Source organism: Marivirga lumbricoides, assembly GCF_014636295.1.
GTDB lineage: Bacteria > Bacteroidota > Bacteroidia > Cytophagales > Cyclobacteriaceae > Marivirga > Marivirga lumbricoides.
Window position 1 is genome coordinate 1 of sequence record NZ_BMEC01000020.1, and the last position, 20,419, is coordinate 20,419.

Annotated in this window: 15 protein-coding genes and 4 tRNA genes; 10 read left to right on the plus strand and 9 right to left on the minus strand. The window is 39.7% G+C overall.

Features of this window, described 5'->3' with window-relative positions; translation table 11 throughout:
- Positions 1 to 192: 192 nt before the first annotated feature.
- Together IEV85_RS22790 and IEV85_RS22795 are read right to left on the minus strand one after the other, a co-directional pair.
- Positions 193 to 264: transfer RNA gene (locus IEV85_RS22790), tRNA-Glu, on the minus strand.
- A gap of 27 nt (positions 265 to 291) precedes the next feature.
- Positions 292 to 363 (minus strand) — tRNA-Glu (locus IEV85_RS22795).
- Positions 364 to 534: 171 nt separating this feature from the next.
- Between IEV85_RS22795 and gap the strand changes: the two genes are divergently transcribed.
- On the plus strand, positions 535 to 1,530 hold the full coding sequence (gene gap, locus IEV85_RS22800; protein WP_188467589.1) for a type I glyceraldehyde-3-phosphate dehydrogenase: 996 nt from the start codon (positions 535 to 537) through the stop codon (positions 1,528 to 1,530).
- Positions 1,531 to 2,025: 495 nt separating this feature from the next.
- On the opposite strand, the gene IEV85_RS22805 is transcribed toward gap, so the two are convergent.
- The 3 genes from IEV85_RS22805 to IEV85_RS22815 form a co-directional block, all read right to left on the minus strand.
- The gene (locus IEV85_RS22805; protein ID WP_188467590.1) at positions 2,026 to 4,272 is read right to left on the minus strand and encodes a Tex family protein; all 2,247 of its coding nucleotides are present in this window, start codon (positions 4,270 to 4,272) and stop codon (positions 2,026 to 2,028) included.
- A 113-nt stretch (positions 4,273 to 4,385) separates the two neighbouring features.
- The gene (trpS, locus tag IEV85_RS22810; RefSeq protein WP_188467591.1) at positions 4,386 to 5,354 is read right to left on the minus strand and encodes a tryptophan--tRNA ligase; all 969 of its coding nucleotides are present in this window, start codon (positions 5,352 to 5,354) and stop codon (positions 4,386 to 4,388) included.
- Positions 5,355 to 5,378: 24 nt separating this feature from the next.
- Positions 5,379 to 5,756, minus strand: coding sequence for a DoxX family protein (locus IEV85_RS22815; protein ID WP_188467592.1), 378 nt, complete (start codon positions 5,754 to 5,756; stop codon positions 5,379 to 5,381).
- Positions 5,757 to 5,940: 184 nt separating this feature from the next.
- On the opposite strand from IEV85_RS22815, the gene IEV85_RS22820 reads away from it, so the two are divergent.
- Positions 5,941 to 7,041, plus strand: coding sequence for a DUF1573 domain-containing protein (locus IEV85_RS22820; protein WP_188467593.1), 1,101 nt, complete (start codon positions 5,941 to 5,943; stop codon positions 7,039 to 7,041).
- A 689-nt stretch (positions 7,042 to 7,730) separates the two neighbouring features.
- On the opposite strand, the gene IEV85_RS22825 is transcribed toward IEV85_RS22820, so the two are convergent.
- The 4 genes from IEV85_RS22825 to IEV85_RS22840 all read right to left on the minus strand — a co-directional run bounded on the left by IEV85_RS22825 (position 7,731) and on the right by IEV85_RS22840 (position 12,486).
- Positions 7,731 to 9,083 carry a toxin-antitoxin system YwqK family antitoxin gene (locus IEV85_RS22825; protein ID WP_188467594.1) on the minus strand — a complete coding sequence of 451 codons (1,353 nt, stop codon included), beginning with the start codon at positions 9,081 to 9,083 and terminating at the stop codon, positions 7,731 to 7,733.
- Positions 9,084 to 9,284: 201 nt separating this feature from the next.
- Complete coding sequence (locus IEV85_RS22830; protein WP_188467595.1) at positions 9,285 to 10,463, minus strand: acetyl-CoA C-acyltransferase; 1,179 nt, start codon at positions 10,461 to 10,463, stop codon at positions 9,285 to 9,287.
- 143 nt (positions 10,464 to 10,606) lie between these two features.
- Positions 10,607 to 11,521, minus strand: a complete 915-nt coding sequence (locus IEV85_RS22835; protein ID WP_188467596.1) for a tetratricopeptide repeat protein — start codon at positions 11,519 to 11,521, stop codon at positions 10,607 to 10,609.
- A complete protein-coding gene (locus IEV85_RS22840; RefSeq protein ID WP_188467597.1) occupies positions 11,518 to 12,486 on the minus strand; it encodes a vWA domain-containing protein in 969 nt (322 codons plus the stop codon). The genes IEV85_RS22835 and IEV85_RS22840 overlap by 4 nt, the downstream gene beginning before the upstream one ends.
- Before the next feature lie 301 nt (positions 12,487 to 12,787).
- Between IEV85_RS22840 and IEV85_RS22845 the strand changes: the two genes are divergently transcribed.
- The 8 genes from IEV85_RS22845 (at position 12,788) to IEV85_RS22880 (ending at position 20,418) form a co-directional block, all read left to right on the plus strand.
- A tRNA-Ser gene (locus tag IEV85_RS22845) sits at positions 12,788 to 12,876 on the plus strand.
- Between the two features lie 58 nt (positions 12,877 to 12,934).
- Positions 12,935 to 13,008: transfer RNA gene (locus tag IEV85_RS22850), tRNA-Pro, on the plus strand.
- Positions 13,009 to 13,292: 284 nt separating this feature from the next.
- Positions 13,293 to 14,540, plus strand: coding sequence for a site-specific integrase (locus IEV85_RS22855; protein ID WP_188467598.1), 1,248 nt, complete (start codon positions 13,293 to 13,295; stop codon positions 14,538 to 14,540).
- 186 nt (positions 14,541 to 14,726) lie between these two features.
- Positions 14,727 to 15,410: a response regulator transcription factor gene (locus IEV85_RS22860; RefSeq protein ID WP_188467599.1), complete on the plus strand. Its 684-nt coding sequence runs from the start codon at positions 14,727 to 14,729 to the stop codon at positions 15,408 to 15,410.
- Positions 15,407 to 16,690, plus strand: coding sequence for a sensor histidine kinase (locus IEV85_RS22865; protein WP_137402991.1), 1,284 nt, complete (start codon positions 15,407 to 15,409; stop codon positions 16,688 to 16,690). Before IEV85_RS22860 ends, IEV85_RS22865 begins: the two co-directional genes overlap by 4 nt.
- An 86-nt stretch (positions 16,691 to 16,776) precedes the next feature.
- A complete protein-coding gene (locus IEV85_RS22870) occupies positions 16,777 to 17,505 on the plus strand; it encodes a superoxide dismutase (RefSeq protein WP_226334942.1) in 729 nt (242 codons plus the stop codon).
- Positions 17,506 to 17,584: 79 nt separating this feature from the next.
- Positions 17,585 to 18,934 (plus strand): chromate efflux transporter, encoded by a 1,350-nt coding sequence (gene chrA, locus IEV85_RS22875; protein WP_188467600.1) that lies wholly within the window; start codon positions 17,585 to 17,587, stop codon positions 18,932 to 18,934.
- A 110-nt stretch (positions 18,935 to 19,044) separates the two neighbouring features.
- Positions 19,045 to 20,418, plus strand: a complete 1,374-nt coding sequence (locus IEV85_RS22880) for a TolC family protein (RefSeq protein WP_188467601.1) — start codon at positions 19,045 to 19,047, stop codon at positions 20,416 to 20,418.
- The last annotated feature ends 1 nt before the right edge of the window (position 20,419 follow it).

Consider the following 20,419-nt stretch of genomic DNA (forward strand, 5'->3'; position numbering starts at 1 on the left):
ATTTAATGCAAAGATCAAAGCCTTTAGAGCTCAGTTCAGAGGGGTCAAAAACGTAGCTTTCTTCCTCTATAGACTCTCAAGAATCTATGCTTGAAATTACTACTCCCCAACTTTTCGGGTTGATCCGTATTTTATACTAATGTATGTAAATGCGTGCAAAATAAAAAAGGCTGCCATTGCTGACAGCCTTCGTAGCCCGTAGGGGAATCGAACCCCTGTTTCCAGGATGAAAACCTGATATCCTAACCCCTAGATGAACGGGCCTTATTCCCATGATTCCATTTAAAAAAGTAGCCCGTAGGGGAATCGAACCCCTGTTTCCAGGATGAAAACCTGATATCCTAACCCCTAGATGAACGGGCCGTTTTTAAATGGAGATGCAAATATAGATGGCTAATTTTTAATTGCAAAACTTCACTGAAAAAAAGATGATATTATTTTTCTTAACGAAACGAATGCCATCCTAATTTGATAATACTCGTAAGTAGCTTTATATTTACATCAACATTTAACTCAACAAAACAATATATCAACATGTCAAAAGTAAAAGTTGCTATTAATGGTTTTGGCCGAATTGGTAGGCTAACCTTCAAAGCACTCATGCAAAAAGAAAATGTAGAGGTTGTAGCTATTAACGACCTTACAGATACCAAAACTTTAGCACATCTATTAAAATATGATTCTGTTCATGGTAAATTTCCTGGTGAAGTAAGTCACGAATCAAATGCTATTGTTGTAGATGGAAAAAGCATTACAGTTTCGGCTGAGCGTGATCCGGCTAACCTTCCTTGGGGAAAATTAGGGGTTGAAGTAGTTTTGGAATCTACTGGTTTATTTGTAGACGAAGAAAATGCAGGAAAACACTTAAAAGCAGGTGCTAAAAAGGTAGTTATTTCTGCTCCTGCAAAAGGTAATATCACTACTATTGTATTAGGCGTAAACGAAGATGCAATGACTGGCGAAGAGACTATCGTTTCTAATGCTTCTTGTACTACTAACTGCCTTGCTCCAATGGCTAAAGTTTTAGATGATAACTTTGGCATTGAAAAAGGTTTTATCACTACAGTACATGCTTACACTGCAGATCAGAATTTACAGGATGCGCCTCACAAAGATTTAAGAAGAGCTCGTGCTGCTGCTTATTCAATTGTTCCTACTTCAACAGGTGCTGCTAAAGCGGTAGGTTTAGTATTACCTCACCTACAAGGTAAATTAGATGGTATTGCTATGAGGGTTCCAATTCCTGATGGTTCATTAACTGATTTTACATTAGAGTTGAAAAATGAGGCTTCTATAGAGCAAATTAATGCTGCCATGAAAAAAGCTTCTGAAACTTCAATGAAAGGTATTCTGGAATACACTGAAGACCCTATTGTTTCTATTGATATTGTAGGCAACACTCATTCATGTATCTTCGATTCAGCTTTAACTTCTGTTTCAGGTAAAATGGTGAAAGTTGTTGGATGGTATGATAATGAGGCGGGTTACTCTAACAGAGCTGCTGATTTGATTTCAAAAATGGCTAAGTAATAGCTTAAAACATATCTATAAAGTAAAAAAGGTATCGACTGCTTAGTCGATACCTTTTTTTATGCTTTGATTTTGAAGAGGATTGATCTTGAAAGATAATTATGGCTTTACCTAATCTTTTTTCTTGATAAAAAAGATACAAAAAATCAAGAAAGTTTAATGCTTCCACTCTCAAGCCTTACGCTATCCCGCTAAACTTTCGTCCCTCCTGCTTTCGTCTGTTAGGGCAGACGATATGTTATGCAACTTGCATAAAAGAGACATATTTAAATGTTTACCAAACAACCATGAATATTAACCAATCAAACTTTTGACTAAAACCAACTTAACTCATCTTCTATAATCACCCTCAGTTGCTTCTTAAAGCAGCTATATCTACTTATTAGCTAATCCCTTTGTTACTTTGAGATTTATAGCCATCCCTAAATATGTATAAGTTTCTATCGGTAAAATCCCCTTTTAAGAAAGGGGGAGAGTTCATTCATTTAATAATAATTAACCAAACTTGCCTTTTAAAGCAGCTAATTTAGCCTGAAAATCTCCTTCCGGTGTTTTCTCTTCTCTTTTCTTTGTGCTGAACTTGCCTTTTGGTCTGCCTTCGCTTTCCTTATTAAAAGGATCTTTCTTCATGGACAATGAAATTCGCTTTCTAGCTTCATCCACTTCCAAAACGGTTACCTCTACTTTTTGAGCCACTGAAACTACTTCAGCAGGATTACTTACAAATTTATCAGCCAAATGGCTCACATGCACTAATCCATCCTGGTGTACCCCTACATCTACAAAAGCTCCGAAATTAGTGATGTTGGTAATGATGCCCGGTAATTTCATGCCGACTCTCAAGTCACCAATGCTGTTCACCCCTTCTGTAAAGGTGAATGCTTCAAACTGCTCACGCGGATCACGACCCGGTTTGGCCAATTCCTGCATAATATCTTTTAAAGTAGGCAATCCGATGGTTTCTGTGATATATTTTTTCATATCCAGGCGCTCACGCAGTTCTTTGCCTGTCATCAAATCTCTGATGGAAGCCTGTGCATCTTTTGCCATTTGCTCTACAATACTGTAGCTTTCCGGGTGTACTGCACTGCTATCCAACGGGTTTTCAGCATCACTTATTCTTAAGAAACCAGCTGCCTGCTCATAGGCTTTCTCGCCCAAACGTGGTACCTTCTTCAGTTCCTCTTTAGTTTTGAATGGCCCATTCTGATTTCGGTATTCTACTATATTTTGTGCGATTTGTGGACCTAAACCTGAAACATATGTAAGTAGTTGTTTACTTGCCGTATTTACTTCAACACCTACAGCGTTCACACAGCTCATTACAGTATCGTCCAATCCTGATTTTAAAGCATTTTGATCTACATCATGCTGATACTGCCCCACCCCGATTGATTTGGCATCAATTTTAACCAATTCAGCCAGCGGGTCCATCAGCCTTCTACCAATGGAAACTGCACCACGAACAGTCAGGTCATAATCAGAAAATTCTTCTCTTGCTACGTCCGAGGCAGAATAAACAGAAGCACCACTTTCATTCACCATCACCACTAACACACTTTTAGGTAATCCTATTTCATTGATAAACTTTTCAGTTTCCCTTCCTGCTGTACCATTACCGATAGCAATCGCCTCTACATTATATTTATTTACCAGCTGCAGGATTAAAGCAGCAGATTTTTGCACCTGTCTTTGTGGCTCGTGCGGGAAAATAGCCTCGTTGAATAAGAGCTTGCCCTGCTTATCCAGACACACCAGCTTACAACCTGTTCTGAAGCCGGGGTCTACCGCCATTACGTTTTTCTGACCTAGTGGGGCGGAAAGCAATAACTGTCTCAAATTTTCAGAGAATACTTTTATAGCCTCCTCATCTGCCTTCTTTTTGGTGAGAATACGGATTTCAGTTTCCAATGATGGTTTCAGTAATCTCTTATAAGCATCAGCAATTGTTAGCTTTATTTGCTCCCCTGCCTCATTTTCATGCTTCACAAAATGTTTTTCCAGGATATAAATCGCTTCATCCTCCTCCGGCTTAATATCCAGCATCAAAATCATCTCTTTCTCACCTCTTCTCATAGCCAACACCCTGTGCGATGGTGCTGTTTTTACAGGTTCATCCCATTCAAAGTAATCTTTGTACTTGTGCCCTTCCTGCTCTTTACCGGTAAGGACTTTTGAATGGAACATTCCTTTTTCATAAAACAGCTTCCTTAAAGCATCTCTTGCTTCAGCATTTTCATTAATCCACTCAGCCATAATATCCCTGGCACCATGTAATGCTTCTTCAACAGTTTTAACTTCTTTTTCTTCATCAATGTACTGGCTTGCCTCTGCCTGCACATCAAAATTACCCTGTTCAAAGATCTTTGTTGCCAAAGGCTCCAGCCCTTTTTCCTTTGCAATTGTACCTTTAGTTCTTCTTTTAGGCTTATAAGGAAGGTAAATATCTTCAAGACGGGCCATTGTTTCTGCAGCATTTATTTCTTTCTCCAATTCCGGAGTAAGCTTCTCCTGCTCTTTAATTGATTTTAAAATAGCCTCTCTCCTCTTGTCGAGCTCTTCCAGTTGCTGACTTCTATCACGGATAGCAGCAACTGCTACCTCATCCAAACTGCCAGTCATCTCTTTCCTGTATCGGGAGATAAATGGCACCGTTGCCCCTCCCTCAATCAGTTGCACCACTGCTTCTACCTGAGAAGTTTGAACAGATAGTTCGTTGGCTATTTTTTGTATGTTATTCATTACTTGTAATTAACTAATTTTATTGTATCCGATTTTAATTTCTGCTATTACGTTAGGTCTTATCAGCCTAAGTTGAGCTATTAACTTTTCTAATTACGAAACCCTATTTTATCTCAAAAACCTAAAACCTTCCTGACTTTTTCCAGCGTTTTATTAGCTATTTCAGAAGCTCTGGCCTCTCCCTTTTTTAGTTTTTTATCCAACTCTCCCGGGTTTTCCATATAGTAATTAAAAGCCTCTCTTTCAGCACTGTACTTTTCCACTATCAGCTCATAAAGCTCTTGCTTTGCATGGCCATAACCATAATTACCCCCCTCATAGTTCTTCCGCATCTGCTGATTTTGTTCTTCGCTACCCAATAGCTTATAAATATTATAAACATTGCAATTATCAGGGTTTTTAGGTTCTTCCATAGGGGTACTATCTGTAATGATAGCCATTACTCTTTTACGCAACTTTTTATCAGGAAGAAAGATATCTATGGTATTCCCGTAGGACTTGCTCATTTTTTGCCCGTCTGTACCAGGAATGGTCATGATGTTCTCATCAATTTTAGCTTCCGGTAAAACAAACGTATCGCCCATTTGGTGATTAAAACGTGAAGCCACATCACGGGTAATTTCAATATGTTGCATCTGATCTTTACCTACAGGCACAAACTCGGCATCATATAATAATATGTCGGCAGCCATAAGCATAGGGTAGCTAAACAATCCGGAATTAACATCGGCAAGCCTGTCGGCCTTATCTTTAAAAGAGTGTGCCAGTGTTAATCGCTGGAAAGGGAAAAAGCAGCTTAAGTACCATGCAAGTTCAGTTGTTTGAGGTACTCTTGATTGTCTGTATAAAAGGTTTTTTTCTGTATCAAACCCAAAAGCAAGCCATGCAGCTGCCACAGCATTAACATTATCAATTCTGCTTTGTGCATCCTTAATAGTAGTAAGAGAATGCAAATCTGCTATAAAGAAAAAAGATTCATTTTTAGGATCCTGAGACAACCTGATAGCTGGGATGATGGCTCCTAAAAGATTCCCTAAATGGGGTTTTCCTGAACTTTGGATACCTGTTAATATTCGTGACATGCTTATTTTTTTACTTACTCTAAATTATTTTCTTCTATAATTATCGATACTGTATTTACCGGGGCCACTTAAAGCTGCCACCAAAAACAAAGCTAAATATAACAATCCAAACTCTTTGTTCGAAAATGGATCAGCCCCGTGGACAATAAAGACAGCTACCAACATAGTAAATGCTAATGGTATAGCTACCCAGCGAGTAAATAAGCCTAAGATAAGTAATATTGAGCAGCCAAATTCTGCCAGTACGGTTAATATTAATGAAAGCTCCTGCCCCATTCCTATAGGATCTGCAAAAGCAAAATCACCAGCAATTAATTTGAGAAATTTAGGATATCCGTGGGTTAACATCATTGCTCCTGCTGCTATCCTTACAATCAGGAGGCTAATATTAGCATTCTTCATAATTTATATTAAGTTATTTATTGTGTTTCAGAAAGTATTTAATTGAGATATTGAATCACATGTTCATACAATTAAGCTTATATATATTTTCACCCTCGTATGAAATCAGCAACATCTACGTTATAATCATTCAAGCATCAGAGAAGAAATGTTTAACTTCGCGTTATTAATAAAAAACGAATTTATGAAGAATAATCATTTGCTTAGGAATACTATCAGTATTGTTTTTGCATTTTTTTTCCACAATTTCATTTTCGCACAACAAAATGAAAATAAAATTATATTTCCTGAGGAATCGTACAATTTTGGCACACTTCAGGAGTCTGATGGAGAAGTGCAGCATACCTTCAAATTCGTTAATGTAGGAAGTGACTCATTAAAATTAGTAGATGTTCAAAGCTCCTGCGGTTGCACTACTCCTTATTGGGAGAAAACAGCATTACTACCAGGAGACACAGGACACATAGTAGTGGCATTTAATCCACTTAATAAACCAGGAGGTTTTGAAAAAACTGTCACTGTAACCAGCAATGGAACACCTCCAATTTCATTATTGACTATATCTGGTTTTGTAGAACCCAGATCACTTACCATTGAAGACAAACTTCCTTTTGCCATTGGTGATTTAAGGTTTAAAAGCCAGTATTTGAATTTCGGAACTATTACTACTGAAAAACCGGTACAGAAGAGCTTTGCATTTTTTAATCAGTCTGAAGACACTATTTCCTTTCTGGAAAGACAAGTTGCAGGGGATTTTATCCAGTTACAACTCTCTCCAAAAGTTGTTCCTCCGAAAAGTTACGGGCAGCTAATGGTTACATATATAACGAAAAAGAGGAATGACTTTGGCTTTCTGAATGATCAGATCATGCTCTTTACTGATGAAGATAAGGACCACTATAAAGCATTGTCGATAATAGCCACAGTAATGGAATATTTCCCTCCTATGACGGAAAGGGAGCTTGCCAGAGCTCCACGGCTTCAGGTTGAAGAAGATACTTATGATTTCGGGCATGTAAATGTGGGCGAGGTGCTTACACATAGTTTTCTGATTCAGAATACAGGAAAAGACAAGCTGAACATCAGGAAGATGAAGCCTACCTGCAATTGTTTGCAAACTGAGTTGAAAGAGAGGGATTTTAAAGGAGGCAGCACAGGTGAAATCAAAGTAACTTTTGACACCGCAGGAACAGGTGGCTCACAGGTAAAAAGAGTAACTGTTTTCTCCAACGATCCTAGAAAACCCGCTAAAGATTTAATTCTTAAGGCTTACGTGAGGGAGTAGAGGTTTAATTAATAATTAGGAATTGGTTAATTGGTAATTGGTTAATTGGGAGTTAGCGAAATAGTCATTTGTTAATTATTGCAAGATTCAGATTAAAGAGGATGCTCATGATAAATACTGCACTGTTGGATAACAAATAATATCCCGATCGTTCTCTGTACAAGTCTTGCTAAAACCGAGCGGGCTGGTGACAAAAAGGCGGGGAGCGCGTTGAATTGTAGCGTGGGAGCCAGCCAGCTGGCGGATCTTGATTTTTTGCATCTTTTTGATCAAGTCATCGCAGTCCTTTGAACTGAACCTCAAAAGAGATAACAAAACTTTTCTTACGATAGAAAATAGTGTTGATGCTTTTAGTTTTCTGCTAATCTTAAGCAGTGTGGCTGTCCCAGCCAGCTGGCTGGGACTACAGGGGTGTTTTACGAGATAGAATAGTTTTCAATTGAAGGAAATCAAGTCTTGTTATATAGTAGCAAAAAGATAAAGAATAAAATCTTGTTTAAAATGCCTTAAAGCGTAATTGAAACCTCAATATCTTGCAAAATTTCTCTTTTTTTGAGGTTTTATACTTAGTTTTCCTATTTAAGGTTAGTATATCTGGTTTTTGAGTTCAATTTCATTTTCCATGAGTAGCCTAAAGAATTAATCGTTAGTAGTTAGCTTTTCGTAATTAACCCATTCGTAATTTATAATTAATTGGAGAGAATAGTTTCTTTAAGCTGGTCATTGAAGTAGATTTCCTTTTTCTGAAGCTTTTTATTTTCACTATAATAAAGCCATTCCTCTACCTTTTTATCACCTGCATATTTGCCTTCAATCGCTATAGTTCCATTAGGGTGGTACTTGAGGTATTCACCATGCAGCTTACCAAACTTGTAGATTTTAGAAGACAATTTATTCCCATTTTCATAGTAAGTCTGTTCTATACCTGTCTTTTTGCCTGCCTTGTAATCAGCTTCTGATTTTACGTTTCCATTCTCATGGAAGCTGATAACCGTACCTTCCAGCATTCCATTGCTGTAATTCTCTACTTTTTTCTCGGTGCCACTCTCATAATAATATTTCCATTCTCCTTCAGGAGCATCATTTCTGAAATAGACTACAGATTTACTTTTGCCAGAAGGGTAAAAAGTAGTTACTTCTTTATTTTGCTGTTCCTGACTGTATACTGTTGAGGAAATCAGTACGCTATCTTCTGTAAATTCTTTTACCTCCCCTGTTAAAAATCCATCCTTGTAGTTTCTAAGGGTTTTAATATTTCCATTTGGATAGTAACTGATATTAATACCATTCAATTTCCCATTGCGATAATTACTTTCAAGCAGCAAATTCCCTTCCTGATCGTAACTCTTAAGCTCTCCTGATTTTTTACCTTTCACATTTTCAAAGACTGTTTGCGCCTGTCCATTTTCATAAAAGGTTTTAAAGGTACCATTGAGATCTCCATTAATATAGGTTTCAACAGTTTCTAAATTGCCATTAGGGTAGTATCTCTCGGAAACACCATTGGGCTTACCATTTTTATAGTTGATTTTTTGCTGAATTTTACCATCAGGATAGTACTCCAACACCAGGCCATCGGGTTTTCCCTTTAAAAAGCTGCTTTCACTTTTCATTTTTCCCGATTCATAATAAAGAATGATTTTACCATTCAGTGTGTCGTTTACAAAGGTAGCTTCCTGAATTTTATTGCCTTCTTCACCATATACAATTGTTTTTCCAGTCCTTTTACCTTCTTTATAAGTGGTAGAGCGCATCAGTTTCCCATCGGGATAATACATTTCAAATTCTCCGATTTCCTTACCATTCTTAAATTCTCCTTCGGCAAGCAATTCCCCCGTATCGTAAAATTTTTTGTATGTCCCCTCTATCTGAGAAGTGTCATTATTGGCAATATAAAAAACCTCTTTAGGCATAGTGCGGGCACTATCGTAGTAAAAGGTTAGTTTTTTCAGCTTTTGACCTATAGCGAATTGACCGAAGAGCAAAAGGCTTAGTGAAAGAATGAAGGTTTTAGGTATAAAGCTAAGGCTGGAAGAGATCAATGGTTTTTTATTTTAAAATTTTTGGTATACTATAACAAATTAACTTCACAACGTGAAAATGCTGAAAATAGTCCACATAAACAGCAGAAAACGAAATTATGTTCCTCAGTGGAAAATGCAAATAAAAAAATCCCGGCTCCTATTCTATTTTTAGGAAACCGGGATAAAGGTATATAATGCTAATATAAAACTAGCTGCTTTTTACATTTTTTCAATTACGATAGCGGAAGCACCTCCACCACCGTTACAAATACCGGCTACACCTATATTACCATTTTTATTGCGCAACACAGAATGCAAAGTAGCCATAATTCTTGCTCCTGAAGCTCCAAGCGGATGACCTAAAGCAACCGCACCACCAAATACATTTACCTTAGAAGGATCAAGATTTAATTGCTGATTATTCGCTAATGCCACGGCTGAAAACGCTTCATTAATCTCGAAATAATCTACATCTTCTTTAGAAACACCTGCTCTTTTCATAGCAATAGGAATAGCCAGTGAAGGGGCAGTGGTAAACCAGATCGGGTCCTGAGCTGCATCTCCAAATCCCCTGATTTTAGCAATTGGTTTTAATCCCAGAGCTTCTGCTTTCTCCTTGCTCATTAAAATAAGTGCTGATGCTCCATCATTAATAGTAGATGCATTAGCAGCTGTTACAGTTCCTTCTTTTGAGAAAACCGGCCTCAAATTCGGTATCTTATCGAAGCTTACATTTTTGTACTCCTCATCCTCACTCACCAAGATAGGATCACCTTTCCTCTGAGGCACTTCAACAGGTACTATTTCATCTTTAAAATGACCAGCCTCTGTAGCAGCAGCCACTCTTTTGTAAGAATTAATTGCGTATTCATCCTGCATTTCACGGGAAATATTCATTTCTTTAGCCGTATTATCTGCACAATTTCCCATTGGAAACTTGTTATACACTTCCCATAAACCATCTTTCAACAAGCCATCTACCAGCTCTCCATTTCCATATTTATAACCATATCTGGCCTTAGGAATATAGTAAGGAATGTTAGACATGCTTTCCATACCCCCTGCAACAATGGTATCTGCATGGCCCAGCATAATGCTTTGCGCACCAAACATTACAGATTTCATTCCTGAAGAACACACTTTATTTACGGTAGTGCATGGCACATTAAAACCAAGTCCGGCACCTATAGCTGCCTGCCTGGCAGGAGCCTGCCCCAAGTTAGCAGAAACCACATTTCCCATAAATACTTCATCTACTTCTTTCGCATCAACATTTGCTTTGGACAGAGCCCCTTTAATAGCTGCTGAACCTAACTCAATGGCTGTGAGGCTTGATAAACTTCCTCCAAAACTACCAATTGGCGTTCTAACTGCTGATATAATATATACTTCTTTCATTCTATTGATATTAATTTATTAAAATTTAATTTATACAATTCCTCAATTTAGAGTAACAAACGTTTGCTTAATTAAACAGATTAGTAAGCGCATTTTCAATTAAACGAAAAAGGCCAGTGACAAATACTGACCTTTAAAAATGTTTACCAATCAGGCTTATTAGATTTCGGTTTTTCTGTAGCCTTTTTCCTCATTTGCTGAAAATACTGGGCCTCCTTATTTCGCAAAGCTTCCAATATCATCTTGGCTTTCTCTTCTGAAACATTCATCTGCTGTAATTTCTCACGTGTAGAAGGCTCCATAGGTTGCTCATCTTTCTTCCCTTCTTTAGCTTCCTGATTTTGTTGTTCCTGTTGTTTCTTTTGCTCAGCATCAGATTTTTCTTCTCCTTCTTTCCCCTCTTTATTATCCTCAGCATCCTGTTTTTCCTTGTCTTGCTTACCTTCTTTATCTTCCTGAGACTTATCCTGATTCTCCTGCTCTTTTTGCTTATCTCCGTCTTTTCCTTCTTTATTATCCTGCTCCTCGCTTTCTTTCTTTTCCTGGCCTTCCTTATCCTGCCCTTGCTGATCTTTATTATCCTGATTCTGTTGTTGCTTCTCCTGCTCTTTCATTTTCTTCTTCAACAACTCATAATTATACCTGGCTTCCTGATTAGCAGGATTGGTTTTTAGTGCTTCTTTGAAGTAACTAAGGGCGTTTTCATACTCTTTCTGTTGCTCAGAAAGGTTGCCCATTTGAAGAAATGCAGTAGAGCGTATTTCTTTATTTTCAGCAGTACTTAAACTTCTGTACCCATCAAATGCGTTAATTGTGTCTTTCAGTTGAAAATAAGCGTGCGCTCTATTTAATCTTGCCTCATCACTGTCATAATCGAGTGAATCGAGCAGGTAGGTGTAGTATTTAACTGCATCCTCAAATTTATGGTTTACATAAGCATCCATAGCTAATTCCTTCGCTTCATTAGCATTGGCAATTTTACTGATTGGATCAGTCGCCAAGACATCAATGCTTGCGAATAGGCCAAAAAATACAATAATCAAACTTTTATAGCTCATATTTTTATAATTTTTACGGATGTAAATACATCAAGCAGTAAGAGCAAAAATGCTGCTCCAAGAAAGTAAAAGAATTTGTTAGCAGAAACATCTACTATTCTGGTGTCTTTCAATTCTCCCTCAATAGTGTTAATGGTGGCAATTAAGCGACCCACTTCGTTATCCATGTAATTAATTTCAAAGTATTTCCCATCTGCTTCACGCGCTATTTTCTTTAAAGAACCAGATTCCAGCTTAGTGACTACCTCATTCCCTCTGTTATCTTTTTTATAGCCTCTGCGCGTATTTATCTTACTTCCTTTTTCTGTGCCAACGCCAAGTGTAAATAACCTGATGCCGGACTCATCAATTTTTGATACTGCCTGCTCGGTTTCCTCACCAAAGTCCTCTCCATCACTTATCAAAATAATAATTTTAGATTTCTGATTCTCAGCAACCTCTTCATCCTTCGTCAATTTATCGTACGCTAAAAACAAAGCAGAACCAAAATCTGTTCCCGCGCCAGGTACAAGACCGGTGTTCAGGGTTTCAATAAAAAGATTAAGTGCATTCTGATCATAAGTTAGAGGACATTGCACAAAGGCTTCTGAGGAGAAAATGATAAGTCCGATCCTGTCAGAACTGAAAGCGTCCACAATATTTTTCAGTTCGAATTTTATTTTTTCAAGCCTTGTGGGGGATATATCCTGTGCATTCATGGATTCGGAAAGATCTACTGCAATCATAATATCTTTTCCTACTGCTTTAACTTCTTGTTTATCTTCTCCGAAAGCCGGGCCGAGTAGGGCCATAATAAGCAAGGTGAAAATAGCGGAACGTAATAAAAATTTAGGAAGCACATTGGAGTAAGCCTGTCCAATTCTTTTTGCTACAGTAAAAACCCTGAAGGTATAGGCAAAGTATAGCCCAAGAAAAATGATAATAAAGAAAATTTCCTCTGTTCCCAAAGAATTAATCCACGTCATAAGCAATGTTTAACACAAAAATATAAAACGAAACGGAAAGCCCAACAGTATGTTGAAATGAAAAGATTAAAGATAGCGAATTTTGACAATTGAAAATTAAAATGAAGGCTTAGTAAGTGCATAAATTATCAGCTTTTCAAAAAAAATAAATCATTAAAAATATTTAGTCACTGATTCACAAAAACTTACGAATTAAAGTGCATTTTTTTTCAAAATATTCGGGAGGCTATTTGTATAAGTTTAAATCATTCCCTTATATTTGCATTCCAATTCGGAAAGAGATAGCGATATCACACGATTTGGAGGAGTGGGTGAGTGGCTGAAACCAGTAGTTTGCTAAACTGCCGAACTTAGTAATAGGTTCCGGGGGTTCGAATCCCCCCTCCTCCGCACGGAGTTCTGAAAGAGTGTTTCAGAGAAAGAATAAAAGAAATTAACAATAATGTCGCGGGGTGTAGCGTAGCCCGGTATCGCGCCTCGTTTGGGACGAGGAGGTCGTAGGTTCGAATCCTGCCACCCCGACAACAAAGGTTCATCTGAACCCAAAAGCCTGCAAATCTTACGATTTGCGGGCTTTTTTATTTTTTACGTATCAGTTCGATTTAGACAATTTCAGCAAAAATGAGACCTATTCGGTGAACCAAATGAATGGTTTATTTTAGTTCACCAGATTGATGCAAATAACTGTAAAACAGATAGTTGCATCACACATTTTGAACTGCTTTAGGTCTGTTTGAGTGACCTTGTGGAAGCAGTTCACCACGAGAGGAATCATTTTAACACAAACACTCAAAAGCTGAATTGTCATGAGAACTACAAACACCTTCGGAGTTCAGTTCATCACAAGAACGAACAAGGCCAAAGATGGCCTACTCCCAATCTATGCCAGGGTCACCGTTGATGGCCGCAGGGTAGAAATATCATTGAAACGCTGGATCAAACCAGGCGACTGGAATGGCAGCAAAGGCATGGCCAAGGGCAGCCGGGAAGAAATCAAATCGCTTAATCATTATTTGGATGAAGTCCAGGCCCGTATCATGGAATGCTACCAGGAGATGCAAGTGCAAAAGCGATTGATCACCGCAGATGCTATCAAAAGCATGTTCCTGGGCACAGATCAAAAAGACTTCACCTTATGCAAGCTGGTGGATTATCACAACCAGGCTATGCGAGATACACTGGCTTGGGGTACGATGAAAAACTACTTCACCACTCAGAAGTACATCCACCGATTTTTGAAAGAGCGCTTTGGCACTACTGACATGTTCCTTTCGGAACTGTCGTACAAGTTCATCACAGACTTTGAATTCTACCTCCGTAACTACAAACCCAAAGACCACCAGAAACCGCTTGGTAACAATGGAGTGATGAAGCACTTGGAACGTTTCCGGAAAATGGTGACCATGGCTGTAAAAATGGAATGGGTAAGTCGGGATCCATTTGATAAGTACCAACTTAAATTTCATCGAGTGGATAGGGATTTTCTCAATCATGAAGAACTCGAGGCAGTAGAAAACAAAGACTTCAAAATTGTACGTTTGCAGTGGGTAAGGGATCTGTTTGTATTCAGCTGCTATACCGGGCTGGCCTACATCGATGCAATGAACCTGACGCCATCCAACATTACCATTGGCATAGACGGAGAATACTGGCTTTCGACCTGCAGGCAAAAGACTGACCAGCCAGTAAGGGTTCCTATCCTTCCTAAAGCCTGGGAAATAATAGAGAAATACAAGACCCATCCTAGGGCATTGCAGAAAGGATCGGTATTCCCTATGATCTCTAACCAAAAGCTGAACTCCTACTTGAAAGAAATTGCCGACCTGTGCGGAATTGAAAAGAACCTGACCTTTCACTTGGCCAGACACACATTTGCCACCACCGTAACTCTTTGTAATGGCGTACCTTTGGAGACGGTGAGTAAAATGCTCGGCCATTCAAAGATCACCACTACCCAAGTTTATGCAAAGGTGGTGGAGAAGAAAGTGAGCGAAGACATGCAGGCTCTCCGTGAAAGGCTGGCAGCACCAAAATTGATGAGAAGGGCCAAGTAGTCCTTCATTTATTTAAAGCAGCTGTTTGTATTTGTACCAAAGTGTCCAAAAAAGAGAGTTGACACGCTTATTACTTTGCTTACAAAACATGGGATCAAACAGGAATCTATAAAGACCCTCAGGCCAAAATCAGGTTCCTTAGTGTAATCCCATATTCCTACAGAATTAATCCCGTATTTTGAACTTATGAAATTACTCATCGTAGAAGACGAGCCGCAGTTGCTAAAAAGCCTGGAAGACTTTGCTTCCGAAGAAGGGTTTATTTATGATTCTGTAACAGGGCTTCAGTCTGCTATGGAGCGTATTTCCCTTTATGAATATGATTGCATAATACTGGACATTAACCTTCCTGATGGTAGCGGATTTGATCTGCTGGAAACACTTCATAAGAATGGAAAGACGGACGGGGTGATCATCCTCTCAGCACGAAACTCGCTGGATGACAAATTGAAAGGCTTGGGACTTGGGGCTGATGACTACCTCACCAAGCCGTTCTATTTTTCGGAACTCAATGCCCGGATAAAAGCCATCATCCGCAGAAAACAATTCAAAACCAACAAACTTGTCCGCTTTGCAAACCTGGTTATAGAACCGGACCAGTATCTGGTCGGGGTAAACGACCTTGAAAATCTTATTTCATTTACAAAAAAGGAGTATGCTATTCTTACACACCTGATCAATAATCATAAGCGGGTGATCTCCAAAGTATCGCTGGCCGAATATATTTGGGGCGACTATGTGGATGAGGCCCAAAGTTTTGATTTTCTGTTCTCTCAGATCAGGAACCTCAAAAGAAAGCTGAAAGATGCCGGGGCACAGCTAGAAATCAACAACATCTATGGGGTAGGTTATCAAATCCAGGCATTATGAAGCTGCTTACCTACACCTCCCGCATTCAATTGCTTTATTTCCTGATGCTTTTCGGAATTTTTTCCATATTGTTTTACCTGGTGCTAAGCTGGAACGTACTTCAAAATGTAGATGAAGTGTTGTACAACCGTAAAGTCAACCTACTGGCTTACCTTGAACAAAACCCTGAAGCACCGTTTAAAGAGGACAATCCGCTGGACGATTTCACTTTTTATCTTGTTGAAGAAGCTGCTTTTCAGGAAAGATACGAAAGTTATACCGATACCCTCATTTATGAGCCTGTTGATGACGAGTTCGATGAGTACCGCATGCTGAACACTTTTGTGAGACTACATGGCAAACATTACCGGCTGGAAATCATAAAACCTCACCTGGAAGCGGCTGAAATGATCGGAACCATTGCTATCACGCTGGGATCTTTGTTCCTGGCCCTGTTGCTTTCTTTTTATGTATCCCAGCGCGTTATCTCCCGGAAAATATGGGGCCCGTTTTTCGAAATACTCGAAAAACTCCGGCTCTTTCGATTTGATAAACAAGAATTTCCTGCACTGCCATCTACACATATTGATGAGTTCCGGATGCTGAATGAAGCTGTGAATGAGCTGACCCGGAAAAATATGGAAGTGTTTGAAAGCCAGAAGCAATTTATCGAAAATGCTTCCCATGAAATGCAAACACCCCTGTCTGTTATCCAGTCAAGGTTGGAAGGGCTTATCGGACAGGCAGAACTCACACAAGAGCAGGCGGAAATTGTGGAAGGCATTATCGGCTCCACACAGCGCTTAAAAAAATTGAACAAAACCCTGCTGCTCTTATCTAAAATCGAAAACCGGCAGTTTCTCCTTTCAGAACAGGTTGATATAAACACAATAATCAGCCGATCAATGGAATATTATGAAGAACAGAAAGCTGCCCTGAATATATCGGTGAAAACGGAAATACAAAATAATTTGATCGTGCAGGGTAATACGATGCTTGCCGAGATACTGGTACAGAACCTGCTTAAAAATGCATTTCTGCATAACAGGGAAAATGGCACGGTGAACATTCAAACAAAAGAGAGAAAGTTCATGATTGCCAATACAGGGCATGAAAAACAAGAAACAGGGACGGTATTAGAAAAAGACAAATTATTCAGCCGTTTTTACAAACAATCGGGTAATCCCGATACCTGGGGGCTAGGGTTGGCAATTGCCCGCAAGATAGCCGATACAAGTGGGTGGGAGCTTCATTACCGTGAAGAAGAAGGGTTGCACATTTTTGAAGTGGATTTCGGGTAACCAGACGATCTTCCCAAATTTCTACAGATTTGATGATTTACTTTACCTTTATAAATACGTGTATTATCTAAAATAAAATGACTTCAATGATGAACAGAAAGGATTTTCTCAGGAATTCGGCAATATTGGGTGGAGCGAGCATCCTTCCCATCAACAACGTTTTTTCACAGAATGTAACAGAAAATGGCATGGATAAACTGGTGGACAGCAATGGTAATTTCATCCAAAAATCGCTTCCATATAACAAGACATTCTTAGAACCACACATGGATGAAGAAACCCTGCACCTGCATTATGAATTCCATCATGGAGGAGCAGTAAAAGGGGCGAATAAAGACCTGGAAAACATCAAAAAACACCTTCAATCAGGCGAGATGGATCAAGTAGATATGTGGACTCGTAAGCTGGCCTATCATTTTTCAAGTCATGTCCTGCATTCCATATTCTGGTCTAACCTGACCAATAAAAAAACACAGCCCAAAGCGGAATTACTGAAACAGATAGAGAAAGACTTTGGCTCTTTTGATAACCTGAAAGCATACATATCCAAAATTTCCAAATCTGTAGAAGGGAGTGGCTGGGGAATATTGGGCTATCAGCCCTACTCACAATCCCTCACTTTACTGCAATGCGAAAACCACCAGAAGCTCACGCAGTGGGGTGTGGTTCCCCTGTTGGTCATTGATGTATGGGAACATGCTTATTACCTGAAATACAAAAACAAGAGGGCAGAATTTGTCGACACTGTATTGGAAATTATCAATTGGGACAATGTGGCAGAACGGTTTGTAACAGCTAAAAAATTACACGGATAATTTTTGTTGGAATATAGAACTAAGACCACATGACCTCTCCTCTGTTACCACCAGTATATTCAGTATATATAGATAATATATGATCGATAAACAGGTCTCCTATAAAGAAGCCCTAAAAGTGTGGGTTAAAGTTGCCATCTACAGTTTTGGAGGCCCGGCCGGTCAAATTGCCGTGATGCACAAAATATTGGTAGAAGAAAAAAAATGGATCAGCGAGAACCGTTTCTTACATGCATTGAATTATTGCATGTTGTTGCCGGGCCCTGAAGCACAACAACTGGCCACTTACATCGGTTGGCTATTGCACAAGACCAAAGGAGGATTGGTTGCCGGATTACTGTTTATCCTGCCGGGATTCATCTCCATTCTGATCCTGAGTATTCTTTATGCAGCCTACAGGGACGTAGGAATCGTTGAAGCCATATTTTTTGGTATAAAGCCAGCAGTGCTGGCCATCGTTATTGGTGCGGTCATCAAAATAGGTAAAAGGGCGCTAAAAAATGAAGTGATGATAATAATGGCTGCACTGGCATTTGTGGCCATATTTTTCTTCGAGGTGGATTTTCCTTACATCATTATTGTGGCAGGGCTGACCGGTTTTATTGGTGGCAGAATTTGGGAAGAAAAATTTCATGTAATAAAAGGACATGAGGCCAAATCGGATCAGGAGAATAATTATTTCATTGACAGTTATATTCAGCCCGTTAAGCCTTCAATAAAGAAAACAGTCAAAACAGTTTTGCTGTTCATAACCTTATGGGCACTGCCGTTAGTACTGATCGCCCTGTGGATAGGAACAGAAAATATTTTCTTTTCGGAAGGCCTGTTTTTCAGCAAAACGGCTGTGGTCACCTTTGGTGGTGCCTATGCAGTGTTGGCTTATATAGCCCAGAAAGCTGTGGAGGATTACGGCTGGCTCAAAAGTGGGGAAATGCTTGACGGATTGGGCATGGCAGAATCCACCCCCGGGCCGCTCATTCAGGTTGTGCAATTTGTCGGGTTTATGGGAGCTTATCGCTTATCTGGTACGATGGATCCACTTCTGGCCGGAATCTTAGCTTCCTTACTGGTAACCTGGACTACTTTTGTGCCTTGCTTCCTGTTTATATTTACCGGAGCTCCCTATATTGAGTATTTAAGAGGCAATAAAAACGTCACTACTGCCTTGTCCGGAATTACGGCTGCTGTTGTAGGAGTCGTGCTCAACCTTGGCGTGTGGTTCGCTATCCATACACTTTTTGGAGAAGTAAACGAAAGCCATTCCCTGGGGATTAGGTGGATGATACCTGAGTGGGCTACAATTAACATTCCTTCATTGGTGATTGGACTTATTGCTGCATTTGTTTATTTCATCCTGAAATGGGACATGCTGAAAACAATCCTGGTCAGTATAATATGCGGCATCCTGTATTATTTCACCTTTTCATAATATAAGTCCCTCCCCACTTCCTTCTCCCCATTTCCCCGCTTCCAACTCCATTCCCATATTTCTACAGAATCGCATCATAGGTTTGTGATAATTAATGACAAAATTGAAAAATGGTTCGAATATTCAAGATCCCCCTGCTAGTAGCCATCATTACCTTTGCCTGGACGAATGTACATTCCCAGACCCAGGTTCCTATAAAACAGCTACTGGAAACAGCCACAAAAAACTACCCCGCAATTCTTGCTGCGGAGGCACAAAAGGAGGCATCCGGAGAAAGGGTCAAATCCACCAGGCGTACAATTATACCCGATATTAATGCTTCTGCCCAGGCCAACTATTCGACTTATAACAACCTTACGGGGATGTTTTATCCTGAATACATTTTACCGGTGAGCGGTCCCCCTTCTACAGAGAATCTCAATAATATGGTCTGGGGTTCGGCTGCCGGTTTGCTCATGAAATGGGAGCCCTACACCTTCGGACGCAGAGGCAATGAGATAAAAGCAGCCGAAAGCACCTATGAGGCCGGGGTGGCCATGAAAAGCCTTACGCTATTGGAACATAACGTGCAATTATCTAGCACCTACCTGGATTACCTCCTGGCCCTTCAAATCCTGAATGTACTGGAAAGCGATCGGGAAAGAGCTGAAGCAAATTATGAACAAGCTGTAAGCCTGGCTACTTCCGGATTGGTTTCGGGGGTGGATACGGCACGTTTTCATACCGAACTATCCAAGACAAAGATCAAAATTCTGCAACAGCAAAACACCATTTATGAACACAAAGCAGCGCTATCACAATTGATTGCGGCTGGTTTACCTGAAAACCTGGTAGACTCGTCCTTTTTTAAGGTACTCCCTCAGGTTTCAGAAGTTGCCGAAATGATCCATCCGAGAGAACAACTGGCCATGGCTGAGTGGAAAACCTCACAATACCTGTTTAAAGCAGAGAAATTAAGCTGGATGCCCACCCTAAGTGTATTGGGTACTGCTTATGGTCGAGGTTCCGGTGTGCAGCTTGACAACAACGGTAACACCTTTGTCGATAACCCGTCTGACGGGTTTAATATCAACAGGTTCAATTATGGCATTGGTGTACAACTTGCCATACCGCTGACCCAGATCTTCCGCTATCAAACCCAGTGGAAAGCAAGGGAATTGGAAGCTGATGCCGATAAACAAGAACTGGAAAAAGTTCTTCTGGCCCTCAATAAGCAAAAGTCCGTTGCTGATAACACATTAATCACTGCACTGGCCATTGCCGGGGAAACCCCTGTACAATTCCAGGATGCCCGTTATGCGTATGAAGCCATACAATCCCAGTACCAGGCAGGGCTGATAACCTTTACGGAGCTGATTGAAGCCCGGAATGAGCTGGTAACAGCAGAAATAGAACTTCGAAGATCCTATTGGGAAGCCTGGAAAGCACTACTGTATGTAGCCGCTATAAATGGTAATCTGGAAATCTTTTTAAACCAATTATAAA

Excerpts from the sequence above, each read along its gene's own strand:
- IEV85_RS22880 (WP_188467601.1), top strand. The coding sequence starts at position 19,045 with ATGGTTCGAATATTCAAGATCCCCCTGCTAGTAGCCATCATTACCTTT.
- gap (WP_188467589.1), top strand. The coding sequence starts at position 535 with ATGTCAAAAGTAAAAGTTGCTATTAATGGTTTTGGCCGAATTGGTAGG.
- IEV85_RS22830 (WP_188467595.1), bottom strand. The coding sequence starts at position 10,463 with ATGAAAGAAGTATATATTATATCAGCAGTTAGAACGCCAATTGGTAGT.
- IEV85_RS22815 (WP_188467592.1), bottom strand. The coding sequence starts at position 5,756 with ATGAAGAATGCTAATATTAGCCTCCTGATTGTAAGGATAGCAGCAGGA.
- chrA (WP_188467600.1), top strand. The coding sequence starts at position 17,585 with ATGATCGATAAACAGGTCTCCTATAAAGAAGCCCTAAAAGTGTGGGTT.
- IEV85_RS22860 (WP_188467599.1), top strand. The coding sequence starts at position 14,727 with ATGAAATTACTCATCGTAGAAGACGAGCCGCAGTTGCTAAAAAGCCTG.
- IEV85_RS22855 (WP_188467598.1), top strand. The coding sequence starts at position 13,293 with ATGAGAACTACAAACACCTTCGGAGTTCAGTTCATCACAAGAACGAAC.
- IEV85_RS22840 (WP_188467597.1), bottom strand. The coding sequence starts at position 12,486 with ATGACGTGGATTAATTCTTTGGGAACAGAGGAAATTTTCTTTATTATC.
- IEV85_RS22805 (WP_188467590.1), bottom strand. The coding sequence starts at position 4,272 with ATGAATAACATACAAAAAATAGCCAACGAACTATCTGTTCAAACTTCT.
- trpS (WP_188467591.1), bottom strand. The coding sequence starts at position 5,354 with ATGTCACGAATATTAACAGGTATCCAAAGTTCAGGAAAACCCCATTTA.
- IEV85_RS22835 (WP_188467596.1), bottom strand. The coding sequence starts at position 11,521 with ATGAGCTATAAAAGTTTGATTATTGTATTTTTTGGCCTATTCGCAAGC.
- IEV85_RS22865 (WP_137402991.1), top strand. The coding sequence starts at position 15,407 with ATGAAGCTGCTTACCTACACCTCCCGCATTCAATTGCTTTATTTCCTG.
- IEV85_RS22820 (WP_188467593.1), top strand. The coding sequence starts at position 5,941 with ATGAAGAATAATCATTTGCTTAGGAATACTATCAGTATTGTTTTTGCA.
- IEV85_RS22870 (WP_226334942.1), top strand. The coding sequence starts at position 16,777 with ATGATGAACAGAAAGGATTTTCTCAGGAATTCGGCAATATTGGGTGGA.